14 protein-coding genes are annotated in these 19,741 nt (G+C 72.9%); 3 read left to right on the top strand and 11 right to left on the bottom strand.

Annotation, left to right across the window (positions count from 1 at the left end; all coding sequences use genetic code 11):
• Positions 1–84: 84 nt before the first annotated feature.
• Positions 85–708, bottom strand: coding sequence for a M48 family metallopeptidase (locus ACIBCM_RS11315; protein ID WP_399241774.1), 624 nt, complete (start codon positions 706–708; stop codon positions 85–87).
• Positions 709–1,012: 304 nt separating this feature from the next.
• Here ACIBCM_RS11315 and ACIBCM_RS11310 point away from each other — a divergent pair, with 304 nt between their 5' ends.
• On the top strand, positions 1,013–2,230 hold the full coding sequence (locus ACIBCM_RS11310; RefSeq protein WP_399241773.1) for a ThiF family adenylyltransferase: 1,218 nt from the start codon (positions 1,013–1,015) through the stop codon (positions 2,228–2,230).
• Between the two features lie 63 nt (positions 2,231–2,293).
• Positions 2,294–3,769: an ABC1 kinase family protein gene (locus ACIBCM_RS11305; RefSeq protein ID WP_399241772.1), complete on the top strand. Its 1,476-nt coding sequence runs from the start codon at positions 2,294–2,296 to the stop codon at positions 3,767–3,769.
• Positions 3,770–3,958: 189 nt separating this feature from the next.
• Here ACIBCM_RS11305 and ACIBCM_RS11300 read toward each other — a convergent pair whose 3' ends face one another.
• The 5 genes from ACIBCM_RS11300 to ACIBCM_RS11280 all read right to left on the bottom strand — a co-directional run bounded on the left by ACIBCM_RS11300 (position 3,959) and on the right by ACIBCM_RS11280 (position 7,869).
• On the bottom strand, positions 3,959–4,159 hold the full coding sequence (locus ACIBCM_RS11300; RefSeq protein WP_399241771.1) for a hypothetical protein: 201 nt from the start codon (positions 4,157–4,159) through the stop codon (positions 3,959–3,961).
• A 157-nt stretch (positions 4,160–4,316) separates the two neighbouring features.
• A complete protein-coding gene (locus ACIBCM_RS11295; RefSeq protein ID WP_399241769.1) occupies positions 4,317–4,640 on the bottom strand; it encodes a hypothetical protein in 324 nt (107 codons plus the stop codon).
• A complete protein-coding gene (locus ACIBCM_RS11290; protein ID WP_399241768.1) occupies positions 4,637–5,005 on the bottom strand; it encodes a WhiB family transcriptional regulator in 369 nt (122 codons plus the stop codon). The genes ACIBCM_RS11295 and ACIBCM_RS11290 overlap by 4 nt, the downstream gene beginning before the upstream one ends.
• A 188-nt stretch (positions 5,006–5,193) precedes the next feature.
• Positions 5,194–5,532 carry a hypothetical protein gene (locus tag ACIBCM_RS11285; RefSeq protein WP_399241766.1) on the bottom strand — a complete coding sequence of 113 codons (339 nt, stop codon included), beginning with the start codon at positions 5,530–5,532 and terminating at the stop codon, positions 5,194–5,196.
• A gap of 165 nt (positions 5,533–5,697) precedes the next feature.
• On the bottom strand, positions 5,698–7,869 hold the full coding sequence (locus tag ACIBCM_RS11280; RefSeq protein ID WP_399241765.1) for an ATP-dependent DNA helicase UvrD2: 2,172 nt from the start codon (positions 7,867–7,869) through the stop codon (positions 5,698–5,700).
• 374 nt (positions 7,870–8,243) lie between these two features.
• Here ACIBCM_RS11280 and ACIBCM_RS11275 point away from each other — a divergent pair, with 374 nt between their 5' ends.
• Positions 8,244–8,501, top strand: coding sequence for a mycoredoxin (locus ACIBCM_RS11275; RefSeq protein ID WP_399241764.1), 258 nt, complete (start codon positions 8,244–8,246; stop codon positions 8,499–8,501).
• 287 nt (positions 8,502–8,788) lie between these two features.
• Here ACIBCM_RS11275 and nudC read toward each other — a convergent pair whose 3' ends face one another.
• The 5 genes from nudC to ACIBCM_RS11250 all read right to left on the bottom strand — a co-directional run bounded on the left by nudC (position 8,789) and on the right by ACIBCM_RS11250 (position 19,693).
• On the bottom strand, positions 8,789–9,721 hold the full coding sequence (gene nudC, locus ACIBCM_RS11270; protein ID WP_399242096.1) for an NAD(+) diphosphatase: 933 nt from the start codon (positions 9,719–9,721) through the stop codon (positions 8,789–8,791).
• 152 nt (positions 9,722–9,873) lie between these two features.
• Positions 9,874–11,268 (bottom strand): dipeptidase, encoded by a 1,395-nt coding sequence (locus ACIBCM_RS11265; protein WP_399241763.1) that lies wholly within the window; start codon positions 11,266–11,268, stop codon positions 9,874–9,876.
• A gap of 10 nt (positions 11,269–11,278) precedes the next feature.
• Positions 11,279–15,244 (bottom strand): UvrD-helicase domain-containing protein, encoded by a 3,966-nt coding sequence (locus ACIBCM_RS11260; protein WP_399241762.1) that lies wholly within the window; start codon positions 15,242–15,244, stop codon positions 11,279–11,281.
• Positions 15,245–15,485: 241 nt separating this feature from the next.
• Complete coding sequence (locus ACIBCM_RS11255; protein ID WP_399241761.1) at positions 15,486–19,136, bottom strand: ATP-dependent helicase; 3,651 nt, start codon at positions 19,134–19,136, stop codon at positions 15,486–15,488.
• Positions 19,137–19,333: 197 nt separating this feature from the next.
• The gene (locus ACIBCM_RS11250; protein WP_399241760.1) at positions 19,334–19,693 is read right to left on the bottom strand and encodes an MGMT family protein; all 360 of its coding nucleotides are present in this window, start codon (positions 19,691–19,693) and stop codon (positions 19,334–19,336) included.
• Positions 19,694–19,741 lie beyond the last annotated feature (48 nt).

Below are 19,741 nucleotides of genomic sequence, written 5' to 3'. Positions count from 1 at the left end.
GGCGACCGGCCGCGCATACGGCACGAAGGCCCCGGTCGGGGACTGTTCGGAGCCGTCGTCTGCCTCCCCTTGGACGCCCGGCCGCTACTCCCCGCCGGCCGTGGGCAGATGCGGCAGCCGTTCGGCCGCGACGACGCCCTCCAGATAGCCACGGGCCCGCTCTGTACGGGGATACGCCTCCAGCAGCCGCCAGAAACGCGGGCCGTGTCCGGGCACCAGGAGGTGGGCCAGTTCATGGACGAGGACGTAGTCGACGACGTACTCGGGCATGCCCTGGAGGCGGTGGGACAGACGGATGCTGCCCTCGGCCGGGGTGCACGAGCCCCATCGGGTGTTCTGATTTGTCACCCATCTCACAGAGGTGGGCCGCGCACGTCCGTCGAAATACTGTTCGGACAAGCGCTCCGCGCGCTGGGTCAGTTCGCTGTCACCGAGGACGCGCCTGCTCTCCTGGGCCGCGAGCTTGTCGAGCATCACGGTCACCCAGCGCCGCTCCTCCGCCTCGGACATCCGGGCGGGGATCAGAACGATGGTGCGGTCGCCCTCGCGATAGGCGGACACCGTCCTGCTGCGGCGCGCGCTCCTGCGGACCTCGACCGCGCTCGTCCCCGATCCGCGGGGCGGGCGGCCTGCCGGAGCGCGCTGCTGGCTCCCCCCACCGCGCGGCGGGGTATCCCCGGCAACGCGAGGGGAAGGATCGACGGACACGCCCTGACGTTACCCGCTGAAAGCGGGGGAAGCACCGCCTCCGGGGCGGATCTCGTCCGATCCGCTCCTTGGCTGCACCATTTGAACGACTAATACCCCAAGCCTGTGGATAACTTTTCACATCCTTCGACGGCCGCGGGCATTCTGACAACGGGTCGAAGCGGCGGACCAGCGGAGACAGGGGCGGACAGCCGACTCGATCCGGCTTTACAGCAGCGCATTTCTGTACATCATCAAGCGCGATGTTCGGACCACGGATGTTCGAGCGGCGCGTATTCCAGCGAGAAGAACGGGGGAACGGAGAATGCACCCGACGGTGAAACCCGCGCTGCGGCGGGCATGGCGTGAGCGGCAGACGGTCCAGTTCGGGGTGACGCCCGCCCACGCGGTGTCGGTCGGCCCGGTGGACACGGCGACCGGTGCCCTGCTGGACATGCTCGACGGGACCCGGGGACTGCCGCTGCTGCGCGAGGAGGCCCGGGCGCTGGGCCTGCCGGACGGCCACGCGGACGCCCTGGTCCGGCGCTTGGCGGCAGCGGGCCTGATCGACGACCCGAAAGCCGGCGGCCCGGCCGCCGACGCGTTACGGACGAAGACGGGCGCTCTCGACCGGCTGCGCCCCGATCTGGCATCCCTGTCCGTGGTCCATCCCGAACCGGGCGGAGGGATACGGCGGCTGGCGGCCAGGAGGACCGCACGCGTCCGGGTCATGGGCGCGGGGCGGGTCGGGGCTACGGTGGCGGCGCTGCTCTCCTCGTCCGGCGTGGGAGAGGTCGAGGTACTGGACGGCGGGTGCGCCGAGCCATGGGATGTGGCACCCGGCGGGCTGCCGGCCGAAGCGGTCGGTGAGCGGCGGGACTCGGCGGCCCGCCGACTGGTCCGCCGGTCGGCCCCCTTGCGGCCACCGCGGTCCGGCGGCCCCGGTGGCACGGGCGGAACGGGTAGCGCGGGCATCACGGGTGGCACCGGGGCGCGGGTCAGCGACACCGGTGGCGCGGCCTCCGGCGGCGGGACACCGGGGCTGTCACTGGTGGTGGTCTGCCCCCGGGACGGACTCGCGGCCTATGCGCCCGACCCGGCGGGTGCCGTGGACTGGATCGCCACCGGCACCCCTCATCTCTACGCGGGGGTCGTGGAAGCGACGGGAGTCGTGGGGCCGCTGGTCCTGCCGGGTGGCACGGCCTGCGCCGACTGCCTGGACCGGGGCCGGGCCGAGCGCGATCCGGGATGGCACCGGCTGCTGGCCCAGTGGCGTTCGGGAGGCCGCCGCGTGGCCGTACCCGCCTGCGACATCGCGCTCGCCACCGCCGTCGCGGGCACGGCCGCGGCTCACGCGCTGTCGTTCCTCGACGGAGAACTGCCGATGAGCACGGGCAAGCGCTGGGAGACTTCACTGCCCCTGCTCGACTGGAGATCGGAGAGGATCGCGCCGCATGCCGACTGCTCATGCGGCGCCTCGGGGAAAAGTGAGGGGCAGGACACCTCGGGCTTCGGGTCCGCACACGAGACAATGGCGGGGTAACCGCGTCACCGAGCATCGCCGACCGGCATACGCGGCACGGCTGACTGGGAATTGGAGGGGCGCATGTCTGATCTTCCCCGGAAGGCGGTCACCCGGACCGCCAAGTTGGCCGCGCTGCCACTGGGATTCGCCGGCCGTGCCACCTTGGGGCTGGGCAGACGGATCGGCGGGAAATCCGCCGAAATCGTCACCCGTGAGCTGCAACAGCGCACCGCGGAGCAGCTTTTCAAGGTTCTCGGTGAACTGAAGGGCGGTGCGATGAAGTTCGGGCAGGCCATGTCCGTCTTCGAGTCCGCGCTGCCCGAGGATGTCGCCGGCCCCTACCGCGCCGCCCTCACCAAACTCCAGGACGCCGCTCCCCCGATGCCGACGCGTACGGTTCACGGGGTACTGGCGGAACGGCTGGGCGAGGAGTGGCGGGAGCTGTTCCTGGAGTTCGAGGACAAGCCGTCGGCGGCGGCGTCCATCGGCCAGGTGCACCGGGCGGTGTGGCACGACGGCCGTGAGGTCGCGGTGAAGGTGCAGTATCCGGGGGCAGGGGAAGCACTGCTGTCCGATCTGACCCAGCTCAGCCGGTTCGCCCGGCTCCTGGGGCCGCTGATTCCGGGTATGGACATCAAGCCCCTGATCGCCGAACTCCGCGACCGGGTCTCCGAGGAGCTGGACTACGAGCTGGAGGCGGCGGCCCAGCGGGAGCACGCGGCGGAGTTCGCCGACGACCCGGATGTGCTGGTCCCCGATGTGGTGCACCAGTCCGATCAGGTGCTGGTGACCGAGTGGATCGACGGGATCCCGCTGGCGGAGGTGATCTCCGGCGGCACCCGGGAGCAGCGCGACCGGGCGGGTCAGCTGCTGGCCCGTTTCCTCTTCTCCGGCCCGGCCCGTACGGGACTGCTCCACGCGGACCCCCACCCGGGGAACTTCCGGCTGCTGCACGAGGAGGACGGCCGGGGCTGGCGGCTCGGTGTGCTCGACTTCGGCACGGTGGACCGGCTGCCCGGCGGACTGCCCGAGCCGATCGGCGAGTGTCTGCGGATGACCTTGGAGGGCGACGCCGAGGCGGTGTACGAGATGCTGCGCGAGGAGGGCTTCGTCAAGGAGGAGATAGAGCTCGACCCGGACGCGGTGCTGGAGTATCTGCTGCCCATCATCGAACCCGCCGAGGTGGACGAGTTCACCTTCACCAGAAGCTGGATGCGCACCCAGGCGGCCCGGATCGCCGATATCCGCTCCCCCGCGCACCAACTGGGCAAGCAGCTCAATCTGCCGCCCTCATATCTGCTGATCCACCGGGTGACCCTGAGCACCATCGGCGTGCTCTGCCAGCTCAACGCCACGGTGCGGCTGCGGGACGAGCTGGAGGCCTGGCTCCCCGGCTTTCTGCCGGAGTACGAGGAGGAGGCCGTCGGCGCCGCCGTTCCTCTGCCCGCCGATGCCCCTGATGACTCCCCGGACTCTGCTCACTCCGATGCCCCGGACACCAAGGACGCCGCTGAGACGGCGTCCGTCGACTGCGCGGCCGTCGAGGCGCAGGCGTAAGGCACGGGACCCCGGGAGGGGCGGGACACTGGTCGGCGTGGAGAACACCGGGCCCGAGGGCTCTGGCGGATGGACCTTGCCCGAGAGCCTTGGTCGAGGGCCCTTGGTCGAGTGTCCTGGTCCGATGGCCTTTGCCCAAGGCGCGGGGCAGGGGACCGGATATGAGTGCCCGAGCCGGCCGGGAGGCGTTCACCACCAGGACGAGTCGAGCCGGCTCTCGATCGCTCTGATGTTGGCGCGTGCGCAGTCGTCGCAGAGGTAGCGGCGGGAGCCGTTCTCCATGGAGCAGGTCCAGGTGGGCGGTGGTCCCTCGGCGACCTTCTGGCACAGGGAACACACGATGCGCTCGTCGCCCGGGCGGCCCGGGCGGGGAGTCTGCTGCTGGTCCACGTCGTGACGATAACCCGCGGGAGACCCGCCCCGGGGACAACGCACCGCGGGGGCCGGTCCGTTCGGACCGGCCCCCGGTGAGAGGGTGACGCTCTTCGCCGGTGCCGGCGGTTGAGGGCGTCGGTGTCGGTTCACGGCGCGGGCCGCGAGACCGCCGTCAGTTCATGACAGCCATGGCGAGCGCGCGGCGGGCGCGCATCGAGACGCGCTCGGCGCGGCGCTGCATCCGCCGGGCGGTGACCAGGCGTACGGCCCGGCGTTCCGCCTCGGCTTCTCGAAGGCGCTCGTGCATATGCGCACGGGCCAGGGCTTCTGGGATGAGTTGCATTTCACGGGTCCTGTTCTGACGCGAGGCGTTCGCGCCGGTGATGGTCACATCTGGGGTGGCGGAGCCGGAGGGCTCGCTCGTGTTGGTCGGCATGGGGTCCTGCTTCTGGGGATCGTGCGTGTGGGGGCGGTCGATGGTCCCGATGGCGTTCATGCCGAGACCGGGTTCTTGCGCGGGCGGCCACGCGGCCGCTTGCGGGCGACGACCACACCCTGGACGAAGAGCTCTCCGCCCCAGACGCCCCACGGCTCGCGCCGCTCCTTGGCGCCCGCGAGGCAGGCAGCCACCAGCGGGCAGGTGCGGCAGAGGGATTTGGCGTACTCGACGTCGGCCGGCGACTCGGCGAAGAAGACCTCCGGGTCGTAGGAACGGCAGGGGACGGGTACGCCGAGGTTCTCGATGGCGTCGTCGAGCGCGGTGAGCGCGGTGAGCGGGGTCAAGGTGGAGTCCTCCGTGAGGGCGGGCGGGGAGATGGCCTCGGAAGGCGGTACGGACGGGGCGTGCGCTTCGAGTTGCACGGTGGTGTCTTCCTCGTCTGGTCGGTCCGGCTGGTGGCCGGTTGGCGGTCCCCCGGCGGGCCGGGGGGCTGGTACCGAGTGCTGCTGTCCCGATGCCCCTTCGCTCTGGCTTCCCGGTTCGGGGAAAACAGAAAGGCCGCGGATCCCGAGTGGGGTTCCGCGGCCCTGAAGGCGCCGGCCTGATCTCATCAGGCTGGATCACTCCAGGGTTCGAGCCCACGGAAGGCCCACTTGGCGTGGTACTGCGTCTGCTGCTGGGTGCCGGCACTGGCTGCCGCAAAGGCATAGGCCTTGGCCCCTGCCGCTGCTACTCCTGCTTCCAGTGCCTTGCTCGGTCGCTCGTCGCGCCGCTCCATCACCGTCAGAACAGGGAGTCCTGCCAGAGCGATCGCGGGGGCGCCGGGCACACGGGTGGCTTCGAAGCCACCGGTGAGCGACGCGGAGAGGCCGAGCGAGCATGCGGAGACGACGACCGGGCGATCGGTCATTTTCTCGTTGCTGATGAAGCTGGTGTTGTTGCTGATCACTGGACTCGCCTCCTCTCGGCGTCTCAAGGACCGGCCGGGGCCGATCGCACGTATTCGGATAAGTACAACACGAAGACCGGGCTTCGGAGAAGCGCCGGTTCTCGTGGTTAAGAACCTAGGGGGATTGTCGGGGCGTACGCAAACTATTTTTCCGACGAGTTTGCCTCAGTCCTCCTCTTCGGCCTCCGAAGGCTCCTGGCCTGCACAGATGGCAAGGACATCGGCTCCGAACCGTTCAAGCTTGCGACCTCCCACCCCCGAGATCATGGCAAGCTCGCCCTCGTCACCGGGTACCGCTTCCGCGATCGCCATCAGGGTCTTGTCGGTGAAGACGCAGTAGGCCGGCTGGCCGAGCTGCTTCGCCTGGCCGGAACGCCATTCGCGAAGCCGTTCGTACAGCCCCTCGTCCATGTCGGAGGGGCAGCCCTCGCAGCGCATCAGTTTCATCTCGCCCGCCTCGGTGAGCGTCTGACCGCACACCCGGCACAGCACGGGCCCGCGCCGCTTGCGCCGTCCTCCGCCGCGCTCGGCCGTGGCGGCCCCGGCGGCGGCGCGGGCCCCCGGGGCGACGGATCCGGGGCGCAGCCCGTTCAGAAAGCGGGTGGGGCGGCGGGAGGCACGGCCGCCCGGTGAGCGGGACAGCGCCCAGGACAGGGAGAGATGGAGCCGGGCGCGGGTGACGCCGACATAGAGCAGCCGGCGCTCCTCCTCGACCTGCTCATCGGTCTTGGCATAGGTGATCGGCATCATGCCCTCGGTGAGGCCGACCAGGAAGACCGCGTCCCACTCCAGGCCCTTCGCCGCGTGCAGGGAGGCGAGGGTGACGCCCTGGACGGTCGGGGCATGCTGGGCGGCGGCCCGCTCGTCCAGCTCCGCCACCAGATCCGCGAGGGTCGCCTCGGGCCTGACCCGGACGAAGTCCTCCGCGAGGCGAACCAGCGCGGCGAGCGACTCCCAGCGGTCGCGCACGGCACCGGATCCGGCGGGCGGCTCATTGGTCCAACCTTTGGTGGAGAGCACCGCGCGCACCTGCGAGGGCAGATCCCCGGCGCCGTCGAGGAGGGAGTCATTGGCACCCGCCCGGGCGGCCCCGCGCAGGGCGACGCCCGCCTCACGCACCTCCTGGCGCTCGAAGAACCGCTCGGCGCCACGGAGCTGGTAGGGCACCCCGGCGTCGGCGAGGGCCTGCTCATAGACCTCGGACTGGGCGTTGATGCGGTAGAGCACGGCGATCTCGCCGGCCGGGACGCCCGCGGCGATCAGATCGCGGATCCGGCCCGCGGTGCCCTCGGCCTCGGCCGGCTCGTCCGCGTACTCCACAAAGGCGGGATCGGGGCCGGGGTCGCGCTGGGAGATCAGTTCGAGACGGTGCTCGGCGGCACGGCCGCGGGCCTGGTTGAGCAGTCCGTTGGCCAGATGGACGACCTGGGGTGTCGAGCGGTAGTCGCGAACCAGTTTGACCACGGTGGCCGTGGGGTGGCGGGTGCGGAAGTTCAGCAGGTGGTCGGGGGTGGCCCCGGTGAAGGAGTAGATCGTCTGGCTGGCGTCGCCGACGACACAGAGGCTCTCCCGGTCACCGAGCCACAGATCGAGCAGGCGCTGCTGGAGCGGGCTGACGTCCTGGTACTCGTCGACCACGAAGTGCTGGTACTGGCGGCGGATCTGGTCGGCGATGTCCTGGCGGTCCTGGAGGATACCCACCGTCAGCAGCAGGACATCCTCGAAATCAATCACCGCGCGATCACGCTTGAGCTGCTCGTACATCGCATAGATTTGGCTGATTTCCGATGTATCGCGCGGGGCTTCGCGGAGGGACTTGGCGACGGCGGCGGGATAGTCCGCGGGCACGGTCTGGGTGACCTTCGCCCATTCGATCTCGCTGGTCACATCGCGGAGCTCATTGCGGTCGAGCCGGACACGGCAGCGCGCGGCCGACTCGGCGACCAGCTGGATCTTGCGCTCCAGCAGCCGGGGCACATCACCACCGACTACTTTCGGCCAAAAATACTGAAGCTGCCGCAGGGCGGCGGAGTGGAACGTCCGCGCCTGGACCCCGCCCGCGCCGAGCTGCCGCAGGCGCCCGCGCATCTCGCCGGCGGCACGGTTGGTGAAGGTGACGGCGAGCACGCCGGCGGGCGGGAGTATGCCCGCGCGGACGCCATAGGCGATCCGGTGGGTGATCGCCCGTGTCTTGCCCGTGCCGGCACCCGCCAGCACGCACACCGGACCGTGCAGGGCGGTCGCCACTTCGCGCTGCTCGGGGTCGAGCCCGTCGAGCACCGCGTCCGCCGACTCGGGAACCTGCGGGAAGAGAGAGGAGTGCGTTGCTGCTGTCACACCGCCATGCTGCCAGGTCCCCGGAGGCGGGTGCGGCGGTTGTCCACAGCCGGGCCGCAGCAGTCGTACTAATACAGGGAGCCGCCCCGTCCCGCCCGCGTACGGCCCCACCCGCCCCGGCGCGGGACCGGGCGGGACCGGGCGGGACCGGGCGGGACCGGGCGGGACCGGGTGATGCAGGGTGGCGCCGGGCGGAACCGGGCGGGACCGGGTGATGCGTCCGGGACGGGTCCGGGCCCATAGGGGGCGGGACCCGGAAACGGGAATGGTGACCGCTCCACATACGTTCCACCTGGTAGGCGCACCCGTCCGACGGGTGCGGCGGCACGTCCCGAGCGGGACGCGCGAGACGCGGGCGAAGGAGCCGAGAGACGATGTCGGGCACTGTGACGATGTACAGCACGACCTGGTGCGGTTACTGCCGTCGGCTGAAGAGCCAGATGGACCGTGAGGGCATCGCGTACACCGAGATCAACATCGAGCAGGACCCGCAGTCGGCGGCCTTCGTCGAGAAGGCGAACGGGGGCAATCAGACCGTGCCGACCGTACAGATCGTGCCCTTCGGCGGCGGCACGGAGGTCGTGATGACCAACCCGAGCCTCGCCCAGGTCAAGCAGGCCCTCAGCGCCTGATCCTCCGCTGTCGCAGGCAGACGACACGGCCCGCTCCGCGAGGGGGCGGGCCGCCGCACATTGTGGACGCCGGGCCGGACCCGGCGGAAGAGGCGGTCAGCTGGGTCCGGCCGACCGGTCCGTCCGGCACGTTTACGATCCGCCGGTCGGACGCGGGTCGTCGATCCCCCACGGACCGCCGGCAGAACGGCTCCGGCCCGCGAAAGCGCCGTCACTCCGGGAGCGCCGTCGCTTCGGAGCGCCGTCAGTTCGGAAACGTCAGATACGGCGTCAGTCCAGGTACGGCGTCAGTTGCGGCCGGCGGGTCTCGGGAGCGGCTTGCCGTACCACAGCTCGATCAGGCGGGCCGCGATCGAGATCCCGTACGGCGGCAGCACCTCCCCCGACTCGAACGCCGTGCGCAGCTCCTCGCGGGAGAACCAGCGGGCCTCGTGCAGTTCCTCGCCGTCGACGGTGATCTCGGACGAGACGGCCCGTGCCATGAAGCCGAGCATCAGACTGGACGGGAAGGGCCAGGGCTGGCTGGCGATGTACTCGACGTCGCCGACCGTGACACCCGCCTCCTCCCGGACCTCGCGTCGCACCGACTGCTCGACCGACTCCCCAGGCTCGACGAAGCCCGCGAGCGTCGAGAAGCGGCCTTCGGGCCAGTGCAGCTGGCGGCCGAGCAGTGCCCGGTCGTCCTCGTCCGTGATGAGCATGATCACGGCCGGATCGGTACGCGGATAGTGCTCGGCCCCGCACGCCTGGCAGCGGCGGACATGCCCCGCCGCCGCGATCACCGTGCGCTCCCCGCAGCGCGAGCAGAAGCGGTGCGCCCGCTGCCAGTTCTCCAGTGCGACGGCGTGCACCAGCAGACCGGCGTCGCGCGGCGAGAGCAGCAGCCCGGCCTCGCGCAGTCCCGCCGGGCGGGCGGACTGGTCCATCCGTCCGGGCAGCGTGTCCTTCTGGAGCGCGAAATAGCGCACGCCGTCCTCGTCGGTGCCCAGGAAGTAGCGGTGGGTCTCGGTGAGGGGGGCTTCAAACGCCGGGGTCATCACCAGTTCGGTACGGCCGTCGGGCGTGTCGTCGATCAGCGCCTGCCCGCCGGACACCACGAAGACCCTGGTCGTGGGATGGCTCCACGCGGCGGCGAGCCATGCCTCGTCGAGGCGGTGGTGCGCCTCGCGGTCGATGCCGCTGGGGGAGGTCAGACTGATGGGCGGCACGGTGAGGCCGATGGGCCGGCCTGCGCCGTCATGGCGTTGGGTGCTCACGTACTTGCAACTCCCCCGGATGGATCGGGTCGGCGTACAGCGGATCGGAGTGTGGGCGGGGCCTGTCGTGCGCGGGGCCGGGCGGGCGGCCCGGGCGCTTCGCCGACCTGCCGTGTTCAGCGCGGGGCGGCGAGGTCCCCCCACAGATACGCGGCCGTCTCCACACCCTTGAGCAGCAGGTCCACATCGACCTTCTCGTCGGGAGCGTGCCAGCCGTCGGACGGTACGGAGATGCCCAGGAAGAGTACGGGCGCGGCCAGCACATCCTGGAGGTCGGCCGCGGGCCCCGAGCCGCCCTCGCGGGTGAAGCGGATCTTCCGCCCGTCGAACGCCCGGCTCATCGCCCGTACGACGGACCCCAGCGCGGGGTGGTCGAGCGGGGTGAGACAGGGGCGGGTCGAGGGGCCGAACGTGACGCTGTAGCGGATGCCGTCCGGCACCCGCCGGGCGACCCAGCGGCTCACGGCGACCTCGATCGCGTCCGGGTCCTGGCCCGCGACCAGCCGGAAGGTGAGCTTCAGCAGGGCCGAGGCGGGGATGATCGTCTTGCCGCCGGTGCCCTGATAGCCGCCGCCGATGCCGTTCAGCTCGGCGGTCGGGCGGGCCCAGATCCGCTCCAGGGTGGAGTATCCGGCCTCGCCGAGCGTGGCGTGGGACGCGGCGGTCTTGAGCCAGGCGGCCTCGTCGAAGGGCAGCTCGGCGAAGAGCTCCCGTTCGGCCTCGGTGAGCGGGGTGATCCCGTCGTAGAAGCCGGGGATCGTGACGCGTTCGTCCTCGTCGTGGAGCGCGGCCACCAGACGGGCGGCGACGGTCGCGGGGTTGGGCACGGCGCCGCCGAAGGAGCCGGAGTGAATGTCCTGGTCGGGGCCGTACAGCTCGATCTCGCACTCCGCGAGGCCCCGCATCCCGGTGCATACGGTGGGGGTGGTCTCGGACCACATACCGGTGTCCGAGACGATCACGGCGTCGGCGGCGAGGCGGTCGGCGCCGGCCTCGACGAGGGCCCGGAAGTGCGGGGAGCCGGACTCCTCCTCGCCCTCGATCAGCAGCTTGAGGTGTACGGCGGGGGTGGTGCGGCCGGTGGCGGCGAGATGGGCCCGGACGCCCAGGGTGTGGAAGAAGACCTGGCCCTTGTCGTCCGCCGCTCCCCGGGCGTGGAGCCTGCCGTCCACGAGAACCGGGTCGAACGGGTCGGTGTGCCAGCCGTCCCCCGGGTCGGCGGGCTGGACGTCGTGATGGCCGTAGACCAGGACGGTCGGCGCGTCCGGGTCACCGGAGGGCCACTCGGCGAACACGGCGGGCGCGCCGTCCGTCGGCCAGACCTCGGCGACGGGAAAGCCGGTCTCCCTCAGCTTGGCCGCGAGCCAGTCGGCGCTGCGCCGGACATCCGCGGCGTGTTCGGGCCGGGCGGACACGGAGGGGATGCGCAGCCACTCCATGAGGTCACGGAGAAAGGCGTCGCGGTGCCGTCCGATATACGTACGGACGGCGCTGTCCGGGGTGTCGCTCATGCATACGAGCCTAACGGGCCCGGGTGGCGCCCTCCGCTGCCGTATCGGTCCCGTCCGCCGCCGTATCCGTGCCCTCCGGTATCGGCTCGCCCAGCAGGATCCGCTCCAGTGCCGGGCGGTCCGGGAGGAACGAGGGGCGGACGACCTCTCCGGTGCGTACGAAGACGAACGCCGCGTCCACCGACTCCGGCGGCACTCCCTGCTGCTCGGCCCAGGCGAGACGGTAGACGGCGAGCTGGAGGGGGTCGGCGGTGACGGCTCGGCCGGTCTTCCAGTCGACGATCTCGTAGGTGGTGCGGGGAGCGCCGCTGCCGGATCCGCCGGTCGTTCGGCCGGTGGAATCAGTGGCCGTTCCGCCGGTGGATCCGCCGGATGTTCCACCGGAGGCCCCTTCGGGCACGGGAAGGTGTCCCCCGCCACCGGAGGTGGCCCTTTCGGTCACGGTGGCGCCGGGGGCGGCTTCCCCGGACGCGGCTTCGCCGGGTGGCACGGCGGTGCGGTAGACCGCGTCGATACGGCCCCGGATCGTCCGGCCCGCGAGGGTGATCTGGAACGGAGTCTCCACCCGGTACGGCACCCGGCGGGCGTACGGGGTGCGCTCGAACGCGTCCTTGAGCGCGGCGAGATCCCTCTCGTCCTCGATCTCCACCGCTCCGGTCCCGCTCTCGCTCCCGGGGAGTTCGTCGGGGCCGAGCATGGGCAGCGGCAGCTCCTCGAACCGTGACTCCACCCAGGCGTGGAACCGGGTGCCCCGCCGGGCCGCCGGCTGCGGGGGGCGGGGCATGGGCCGGGCCAGCTCCTTGGCGTACCCGTCGGGGTCGGCGGCGAGGCGCATCAGCTCGGAGGCGGTGAGGGAGGCCGGGAGGACGACCTCGCGGACGGTGGCCCGGCTGCGGCGCAGCTCCCCGGCGAGGGCGTCGAGATCGCGGTCCCAGGACGCGATGGCCCGCCGCTCCTCGGGGGTGAGTTCACCGTCGTACGCGTCCTCGGCCCGCGCCTCGGCGGCCGGTGGACCCGCCTGGTGCGGCAGCGAGGCCGGTACGCGCGGCCCGGCGGGGCGGCCGGGAACCGCGGAGTGGCCGGACACGGCGGGGGCGCCGGGGCCGATGGGGGCGTCAGGGCCAGTGGGGGCGCCGGGGCCGGCCGGCGCGTCGGCCGGGCTCCGGGCGGGCCCGGGTCCGCCGCCCTCGTACGGCGTCCCGAGCTCGCCTCGGCCGCCGAGGCCGCCCCGACCGCCCCGGTCGTCGGGCTCCTCCGGAAACGGGTCCCCTCCCGGATCGCCGGGGAGGGACCCGACATCCGGAAAGTCCGGTTCATCTGGTTCATCTGGTTCATCTGGTTCATCTGCGCCATCGGGCTCGTCCGGAGGTGGCCCCGTGGAGTCCCAGCCCTCCGGGAACAGACCGGAGTCACCGTCCCGCCCCCCGCCGACCGCGCCCTCGTCCTCACCCTCGCCCGCGCCCTCGCCCGCGCCCTCGAACGGATCCGGTGCCGTCCTCAGATACGCCAGTACGGTGTCCGCCGCGGCCCGGCGGCGGGACAGGGAGACCGGATCCAGCGGCAGCGGCCAGGCGCGGTCGGGGGCGGCCGTCGCCAGAAACGGATTCTCTGCCTCCGTGTCCGGTTCGTCCGCCCAGACCTCGATCTCGCCGAATCCCGTGGCGCAGTGGTCGTACAGGGCCTTCAGAAACGCCGACGGCCCCCGGCGGCGCTTCTGCGTCGGCCCCCACCAGTGGGCCGAGCCCAGCAACAGGGAGCGCGGCCGGGTGAAGGTGACGTATCCGAGGCGCAGTTCCTCGGTGTGCTGATGGTCCCTCAAGGCGTCCTTGAATGCCTTGAACCCCTTGGCGTCGAAGGACGTGAGGTCGGGGAGCGTGGCCGCGTCACCGCGCAGGGCGTGCGGAAGGACCTGGGGATGGGAGGTCCATGCCTCGCGGGCCCGGTCGCTCGGAAAGTGCGTGGCCGTCAGGCCGGGGACGGCGACGACGTCCCACTCCAGGCCCTTGGACTTGTGGGCGGTGAGGACCTTGACCGTGTTCTCACCGCCGGGCAGGGCGTTGTCCAGGCCCTTCTCGTACTGCGCGGCCGTCCGCAGAAAGGCCAGGAACGCCAGCAGACTCGCCTCTCCGTCGAGCGCGGCGAAACCGGCCGCCGTGTCCAGGAAATTGGCGAGGGTCTCCCGGCGGCGGGCGGCCAGCGCGTGCGGAGACGCGGACAGCTCGACCTCCAGCCCGGTGGTGGCGAGCACCCGGTGCAGTACGTCCATCAGCGGATCGGCCAGCGAACGGCGCAGGTCGCGCAGTTCGGCGGCGAGACGGGCGAAGCGGACCCGGGCCTCGGCCGAGAAGGGCAGCCCGTCGTCGGGGCCGGACTGTTCGAGGAAGGTGTCCAGTGCGTCGGCGAGGGAGACGACCTCGAACGGGTCGGTGCCCTCGACCGCGGCGGCCAGCCGCTCGTCCGGATCGTCGGACGCCGGGGTTCCGCGGTCGACCAGGAGCCGGGCGCGGCGCCCGAGCAGGGCGAGGTCCCGGGGGCCGATACGCCAGCGCGGACCGGTGAGCAGGCGTACGAGCGAGGCATTGGCCCCCGGGTCCTGGAGGACCTCGCAGACCGCGACCAGGTCGGCGACCTCGGGCAGATGGAGCAGCCCGGAGAGCCCGACGACCTCCACCGGGACGTCCCGGGCGACCAGGGCGCCCTGGATCTCTGGGAAGTCACCCGCCGTACGGCACAGGACGGCGATCTCGCCGGGCTCCTTACCCGTCCGGACCAGATGCGCGATCGAGTCGGCCAGCCAGGCGATCTCCTCGGTGTGGGACGGCAGCAGGGCGATCCGTACCGAGCCGTCGCGCTCGGCCCCGGGCGCGGGCCGCAGCGCCTCGACGCCTTCGTGCAGGGCCCGCAGCGGGGCGGCGAGCCCATTGGCGAGGTGGAGCAGCCGGCCGCCGCTGCGCCGGTTCTCGCTGAGGGAGAACCGGGTTGCGGGGCTCCCGTCGGCGCCCGGGAAGTGCTCCGGGAAGTCGTCGAGATTGGCGACGGACGCCCCGCGCCAGCCGTAGATGGCCTGGCAGGGGTCGCCCACGGCGGTCACCGCATGGCCGGTGCCCCGGCCGAACAGCCCGGACAGCAGCTGCCGCTGGGCGACCGAGGTGTCCTGGTACTCGTCGAGGAGCACGACCCGGAACTCGTCCCTCAGGATGGTCCCGACCTCGGGCCGGGTGAGCGCCAGCTCGGCGGAGAGGGCGATCTGGTCGCCGAAGTCCAGCAGCTCGCGGGCGCGCTTGGCCTCCCGGTAGCGCACGGTCAGATCGAGCAGCTCCCGGCGGGCCGCGGCGGCCCCGGGGATCCTGCGGAGCTGTTCGTTGGAGAGCTTGACGCCTTCCAGGGCGCGCAGCAGCCCGGAGTCGTACGCACCGAGCCGCTCGGGCGGTACGAGATGTTCGGACAGCTCGGAGTCGAGCGCCAGCAGATCGCCGACGAGGGAGGGGAAGGAGCGGGTCAGGGAGGGGTACGGCCCCGGCGCCTCGCGCAGTACACGGGCGGCGAGCTGATAGCGGGTGGCGTCGGCGAGGAGTCGCGCGGTCGGTTCGAGTCCTATGCGCAGTCCGTGGTCGGCGAGCAGCTGTCCGGCGAACGCGTGGTACGTGGAGATGCGCGGCTCGCCCGGCGGGTTGTCGGGGTCGATGACGTCGGGGTCGGTCACCCCCGCCCGTACGAGCGCCGTACGGACGCGCTCGGCCAGCTCACCGGCCGCCTTGTTGGTGAAGGTGAGGCCGAGGACCTGCTCCGGCGCGACCTGACCGGTCCCGACCAGCCACACCACCCGGGCGGCCATCACCGTCGTCTTGCCGGACCCGGCTCCGGCCACGACGACCTGCGGGGCGGGCGGCGCGGTGATGCAGGCCGTCTGCTCCGGGGTGAAGGGGATCCCGAGAAGCTCCTTGAGCTGCTCGGGATCGGTGATGCGAGCGGTCACAACACAGAGGCTAAGGGGCGCCACTGACAGTGCCGGACCCACGCGGGCGCTCCCGGGCCCACAGGCACCCCTGGTCCACGCGGGGCGCTCCCGGCCCACGGCCACCCCTGCTCCACGCCGGGCGGTCCCGGACCCGCGCGGGCGCCCCTGACCCACGCCGGGCACTCCCCGGCCCGTGCCGGTCGCCCCCGGCCCCGGTCGGCCCCGGCCCGGGAGCGCCCGGAGGCGGTCACCCCGCCGTTCACTCCACGATGTGGCGGCCTTCCGGCCGGGCACTGCACGAGGCGCGGAACGCGCAGTGGTCGCACTGCTTCCCCGTGGACGGGGTGAAGCGCTCGTCGAGGACGCGGCCCGCCGCGGTGGCGAGGAGTTCGCCGGCCCACTCCCCCGCCAGCGGCTCCTGTGCCTGGATCTTCGGCAGGTCCTCGCCGCCGTCCCGCCTGGCGGCGGCCTGCCGGAGCTGGACGAGTTCGGCGCCCCCCGGCTCCGGGCGTCGCCCCTCGAACGCCTCGTCGAGCGCGCCCTCGCGCACGGCGAGCTGATAGACGGCGAGCTGGGGATGGCGGGCGACCTCGTCACCGGTGGGGGACTGCCTGCCGGTCTTGAAGTCGACGACGTACGCGCGCCCTTCGGTGTCCCGCTCCACCCGGTCCATGGAACCCCGGATGCGTACCTCGTACTCCCCCGCCTCCAGGACGACGTCGAACTCCTGCTCGGTGGCGGCGGGGGCGCGGCCCCCGCGGTCCATGACGTGCCAGCGCAGGAAGCGTTCGAGCGCCACGCGCGCGTGGCGCTTCTCCTGCTCCGATTTCCAGGGGGCGTCGAAGACGAGCGCGTTCCACACCGAGTCCAGGCGCTCCATGAGGACGGCCAGGTCGGCGGGGGTCCGCCCGGAGGCGACCTCGTCGGCGAGCACATGGATGACGTTGCCGAAGCCCTGGGAGGCGGTGGCCGGAGCTTCGGCCTTCACCTCGCGGCCCAGGAACCACTGGAGCGCGCAGGTGTTGGCGAGCTGGTCCAGGGCGCTGCCGGAGAGCGCGACGGGCTGGTCCCGGTCGCGCAGCGGGACCCGGCTGTGGGTGGGCTCGTACAGCCCCCACCATCGGTGGGGGTGCGCGGCCGGGACGAGCGGCAGTCCCTCGTCGTCGCTGAGGGAGGCGAGCCGGGCGAGCCGCCGGGCCGCCGCGTCGCGCAGTGCCGGGGAGGCCGCCGGGTCGACCGTGGTGGCGCGCAGTTCGGCGACGAGCGCTGGTACGGCGAGGGGACGGCGGGGGCGGCCGGTGATGTCCTTCGGCTCGACGCCGAGTTCGGTGAGGAATCGGGAGGGCTGGTCACCGTCGTCGGCGGGGGCCTTGACGGCGGTGACGACCAGGCGGTCGCGGGCACGGGTCGCCGCCACATAGAAGAGGCGGCGCTCCTCGGCGAGCAGCGCGCCGGGTGTCAGCGGCTCGGCGAGGCCGTCGCGGCCGATGCGGTCGGCCTCCAGGAGGGAGCCCCGGCGGCGGAGATCGGGCCACAGGCCCTCCTGCACCCCGGCGACGACGACGAGGCCCCATTCGAGGCCCTTGGAGCGGTGCGCGGTCATCAGCCGTACGGCGTCGGGCCGGGCCTCCCTGCCGGAGAGGGTGTCGGCGGCGATGTCCTGGGCCTCGATCTCCTCGATGAAGTTGAGGGCGCCCCGGCCCCCGGTACGTTCCTCGGCGCGGGCGGCGGTGTCGAAGAGCGCGCAGACGGCGTCGAGGTCCCGGTCCGCGTTCCGCCCGGCCGCGCCGCCGCGCAGGGCGGCGCTCTCCAGACGCTGAGGCCAGTACGTGCCGTCCCACAGCTCCCACAGGGCCTGCTCGGCCGTGCCGCCGCCCTCCAGCAGTTCACGCGCCGTGCGCAGCAGCCCGCCGAGCCGCTGCGCGCCGCGCGCGTACGAGGGGTCGTGGGCGACGAGCCGCTCGGGTTCCGCCACGGCGCGGGCGAGCAGCAGATCGGACGGTGGCGGTACGCGGTTGCCCGCGGCCCGCTCCTCGTCCCGCAGGGCCCGCCCGAGGCGGCGGAGATCGGCGGCGTCCATGCCTCCGAGGGGGGAGGCGAGGAGGGCGAGGGCGGTCTCGGTGCCGAGCCACGAGCCGCCGGCGCCGTCGCCGTCCGCCACGGAGTCCCGGGACCCGTCCGGGGGCCCGTCATCGTCCGCGCCCTCGCCGGACTCCCCCGTCGTAACCCCGCCGGAAGCACCCCGGCCGGCCGCACGCTCCCCGGGCGCGCCGCCGTCCGCCGCCATCTCCTCGGACGCGCCCCCGCCGGCCGCGCCCCCGCCGGAGGCTCCCTCGCCGGAGGCTCCCTCGCCAGAAGCACCGCCCCCGGAAGCACCGCCGCCGCTCCCGCCCCTCCCGGACACCGCCGCCGTCGCCACCGCGCGCAGGGCGGTCAGCAGGGGCGCCACCGCCGGTTCATGGCGCAGCGGCACATCCGCGCCGTCCACCTCCAGGGGCACACCCGCCGTGGTCAGAGCACGTCGGATCGTCGGTATCGTGCGGGTTCCCGCGCGGACGAGGACGGCCATGTCGCCCCACGGAACGCCGTCTTCCAGATGCGCGCGCCGGAGGATGTCGGCGATGTTGTCGACCTCGGTGGAGGCGGTGGGGAAGGTGTACGTCTCGACCGTGCCGCCCTCGCGGACCGCCTTCAGCTCACGGTGGGCGCGGACCTTGTCGGCGGGCAGCCGGGTCAGCGGCATACGGCGGGTCAGCAGCCGGGTCGCCTCCAGGAGGTCCGCCCCGCTGCGGCGCGACCTCGTGAGGACGGCCACCTCCGCCGGGCCCCCGTCCTCCCGCGGAAAGGCCGAGGGGAAGTCGAGGATCCCGTTCACGTCCGCGCCCCGGAAGGCGTAGATCGACTGGTCGGGGTCGCCGAACGCGACCAGCGTCCGGCCGCCGCCCGCGAGCGCCCGCAGCAGCCGTACCTGTGCGGGGTCGGTGTCCTGGTACTCGTCCACGAAGACGGTGTCGTACGGGAAGGCCCCGGGCGCGAGCCCCCGCGCCCCGCCGTGCGCCGATCCGCCGTACACCGGCCCGTCCGCTCCCGGTCCTCCGTACACCGCCCCGCCGGGGCCCGCCGTCCGCTCCGCCAGCAGCACCGCGCGGTGGACCAGTTCGGCGTAGTCGAGGACTCCCTGCATGTCCAGGACGTCCAGATACTCCGCGAGGAAGGTCGCCGCCGCCCGCCAGTCCCGCCGCCCGGTGCGGGCCGCGAACCGGTCCAGGGCGGCGGGGTCGAGCCCCAGCTCACGGCTGCGGGCGAGCACCGCCCGTACCTCGTCGGCGAAGCCGCGGGTGGTCAGACAGGCCCGCAGCTCGTCGGGCCAGTGGCCCCGCGCGAGTCCCTCCGCCTCCAGGTCGAGCTGACCGGTGAGCAGCTCGCGTACGGCGACGTCCTGCTCGGGGCCCGAGAGCAGCCGCAGCGGTTCGGAGAAGAGATCTGCGTCCTGGTGGGCGCGGACCAGGGCGTAGCAGAAGGAGTGGAAGGTGGTCGCCTGCGGGCCCTTCGCGCCCCCGAGCCGCAGCGCCATCCGGTCCCGCAGCTCCACGGCCGCCTTGCGGCTGAAGGTGAGCACCAGGATCCGTTCCGGATCGGCTCCCCGGGCGACCCGGGACGCCACCGCCTCCACCAGGGTCGTGGTCTTTCCGGTGCCCGGACCTGCGAGAACGAGCAGGGGGCCGTGGTCGTGGTCAACCACCGCGCGCTGCGCTGCGTCCAGGTGAGGGGGATCCACGGCGGCCGGCGGAGTGCGTACCAGCCGGTACGCGCCCGGGGTCCGCCCCCTGAGCCCCTGTGGGCGCGGGGGGACCCCCCGCCGTACCTGTCCCGGGTACGGGGTACGCCCGGTGGTGGAGGAGGAACTCACGTGGATCGCCGGTCCTGGTGGGTGTGCTGGTGCTGATGGAGCGGTCGGTGCCGCGTGCCGACGCTACGCCGTCGCCCGGCGGGCGGTCGGCGGACCGGTCGCGTCCCGACCCGGCCGTGGTACCGGGTGCGCGCCCCCGGTCCCGTACCGCGCAGGGTCCCCGGGGCCGCCGCCCCGCCGCCCCCTGCCGGAAGCTTTCATGTGTGAGCGCCGCCGACCGCACCACCGCCCCCGTCCCAGCGCGCCCGCCGCATGTCGAGCCGCGGGACATGGCCTTCGGCGCCGCGCGGGGCCTCCCGCAGCGGGGTGCCCTCCGTCCGGTAGCGCGCCAGGGCGCTCAGCTCGTGACCGGGCAGCAGGGTGCCGTCCGCGCGCACCACCCGCCACCAGGGCACGGCCCCGCCGTACAGCGCGAGCACCCGGCCGACCTGGCGCGGGCCGCCCTCGCCCAGCCACTCGGCGATGTCGCCGTACGTCATCACCCGGCCGGGCGGGATCAGCTCGGCGACCTCAAGCACCCGCTCGGCGTAATCCGGCAGCTCTTCCATCCGGACCATCCTGCCGCACACCACCGACAACGCCCGCGGTTCCCTGGCCGGACCGGC

Source organism: Streptomyces sp. NPDC051018 (genome assembly GCF_044456085.1).
Classification (GTDB): domain Bacteria; phylum Actinomycetota; class Actinomycetes; order Streptomycetales; family Streptomycetaceae; genus Streptomyces.
This window is presented reverse-complemented; position numbering and strand designations above follow the sequence as displayed.

Coding starts and splice junctions, on each gene's coding strand:
- ACIBCM_RS11310 (WP_399241773.1), top strand. CDS start 1,013: ATGCACCCGACGGTGAAACCCGCGCTGCGGCGGGCATGGCGTGAGCGG.
- ACIBCM_RS11305 (WP_399241772.1), top strand. CDS start 2,294: ATGTCTGATCTTCCCCGGAAGGCGGTCACCCGGACCGCCAAGTTGGCC.
- ACIBCM_RS11295 (WP_399241769.1), bottom strand. CDS start 4,640: ATGAACGCCATCGGGACCATCGACCGCCCCCACACGCACGATCCCCAG.
- ACIBCM_RS11275 (WP_399241764.1), top strand. CDS start 8,244: ATGTCGGGCACTGTGACGATGTACAGCACGACCTGGTGCGGTTACTGC.
- ACIBCM_RS11265 (WP_399241763.1), bottom strand. CDS start 11,268: ATGAGCGACACCCCGGACAGCGCCGTCCGTACGTATATCGGACGGCAC.
- ACIBCM_RS11250 (WP_399241760.1), bottom strand. CDS start 19,693: ATGGTCCGGATGGAAGAGCTGCCGGATTACGCCGAGCGGGTGCTTGAG.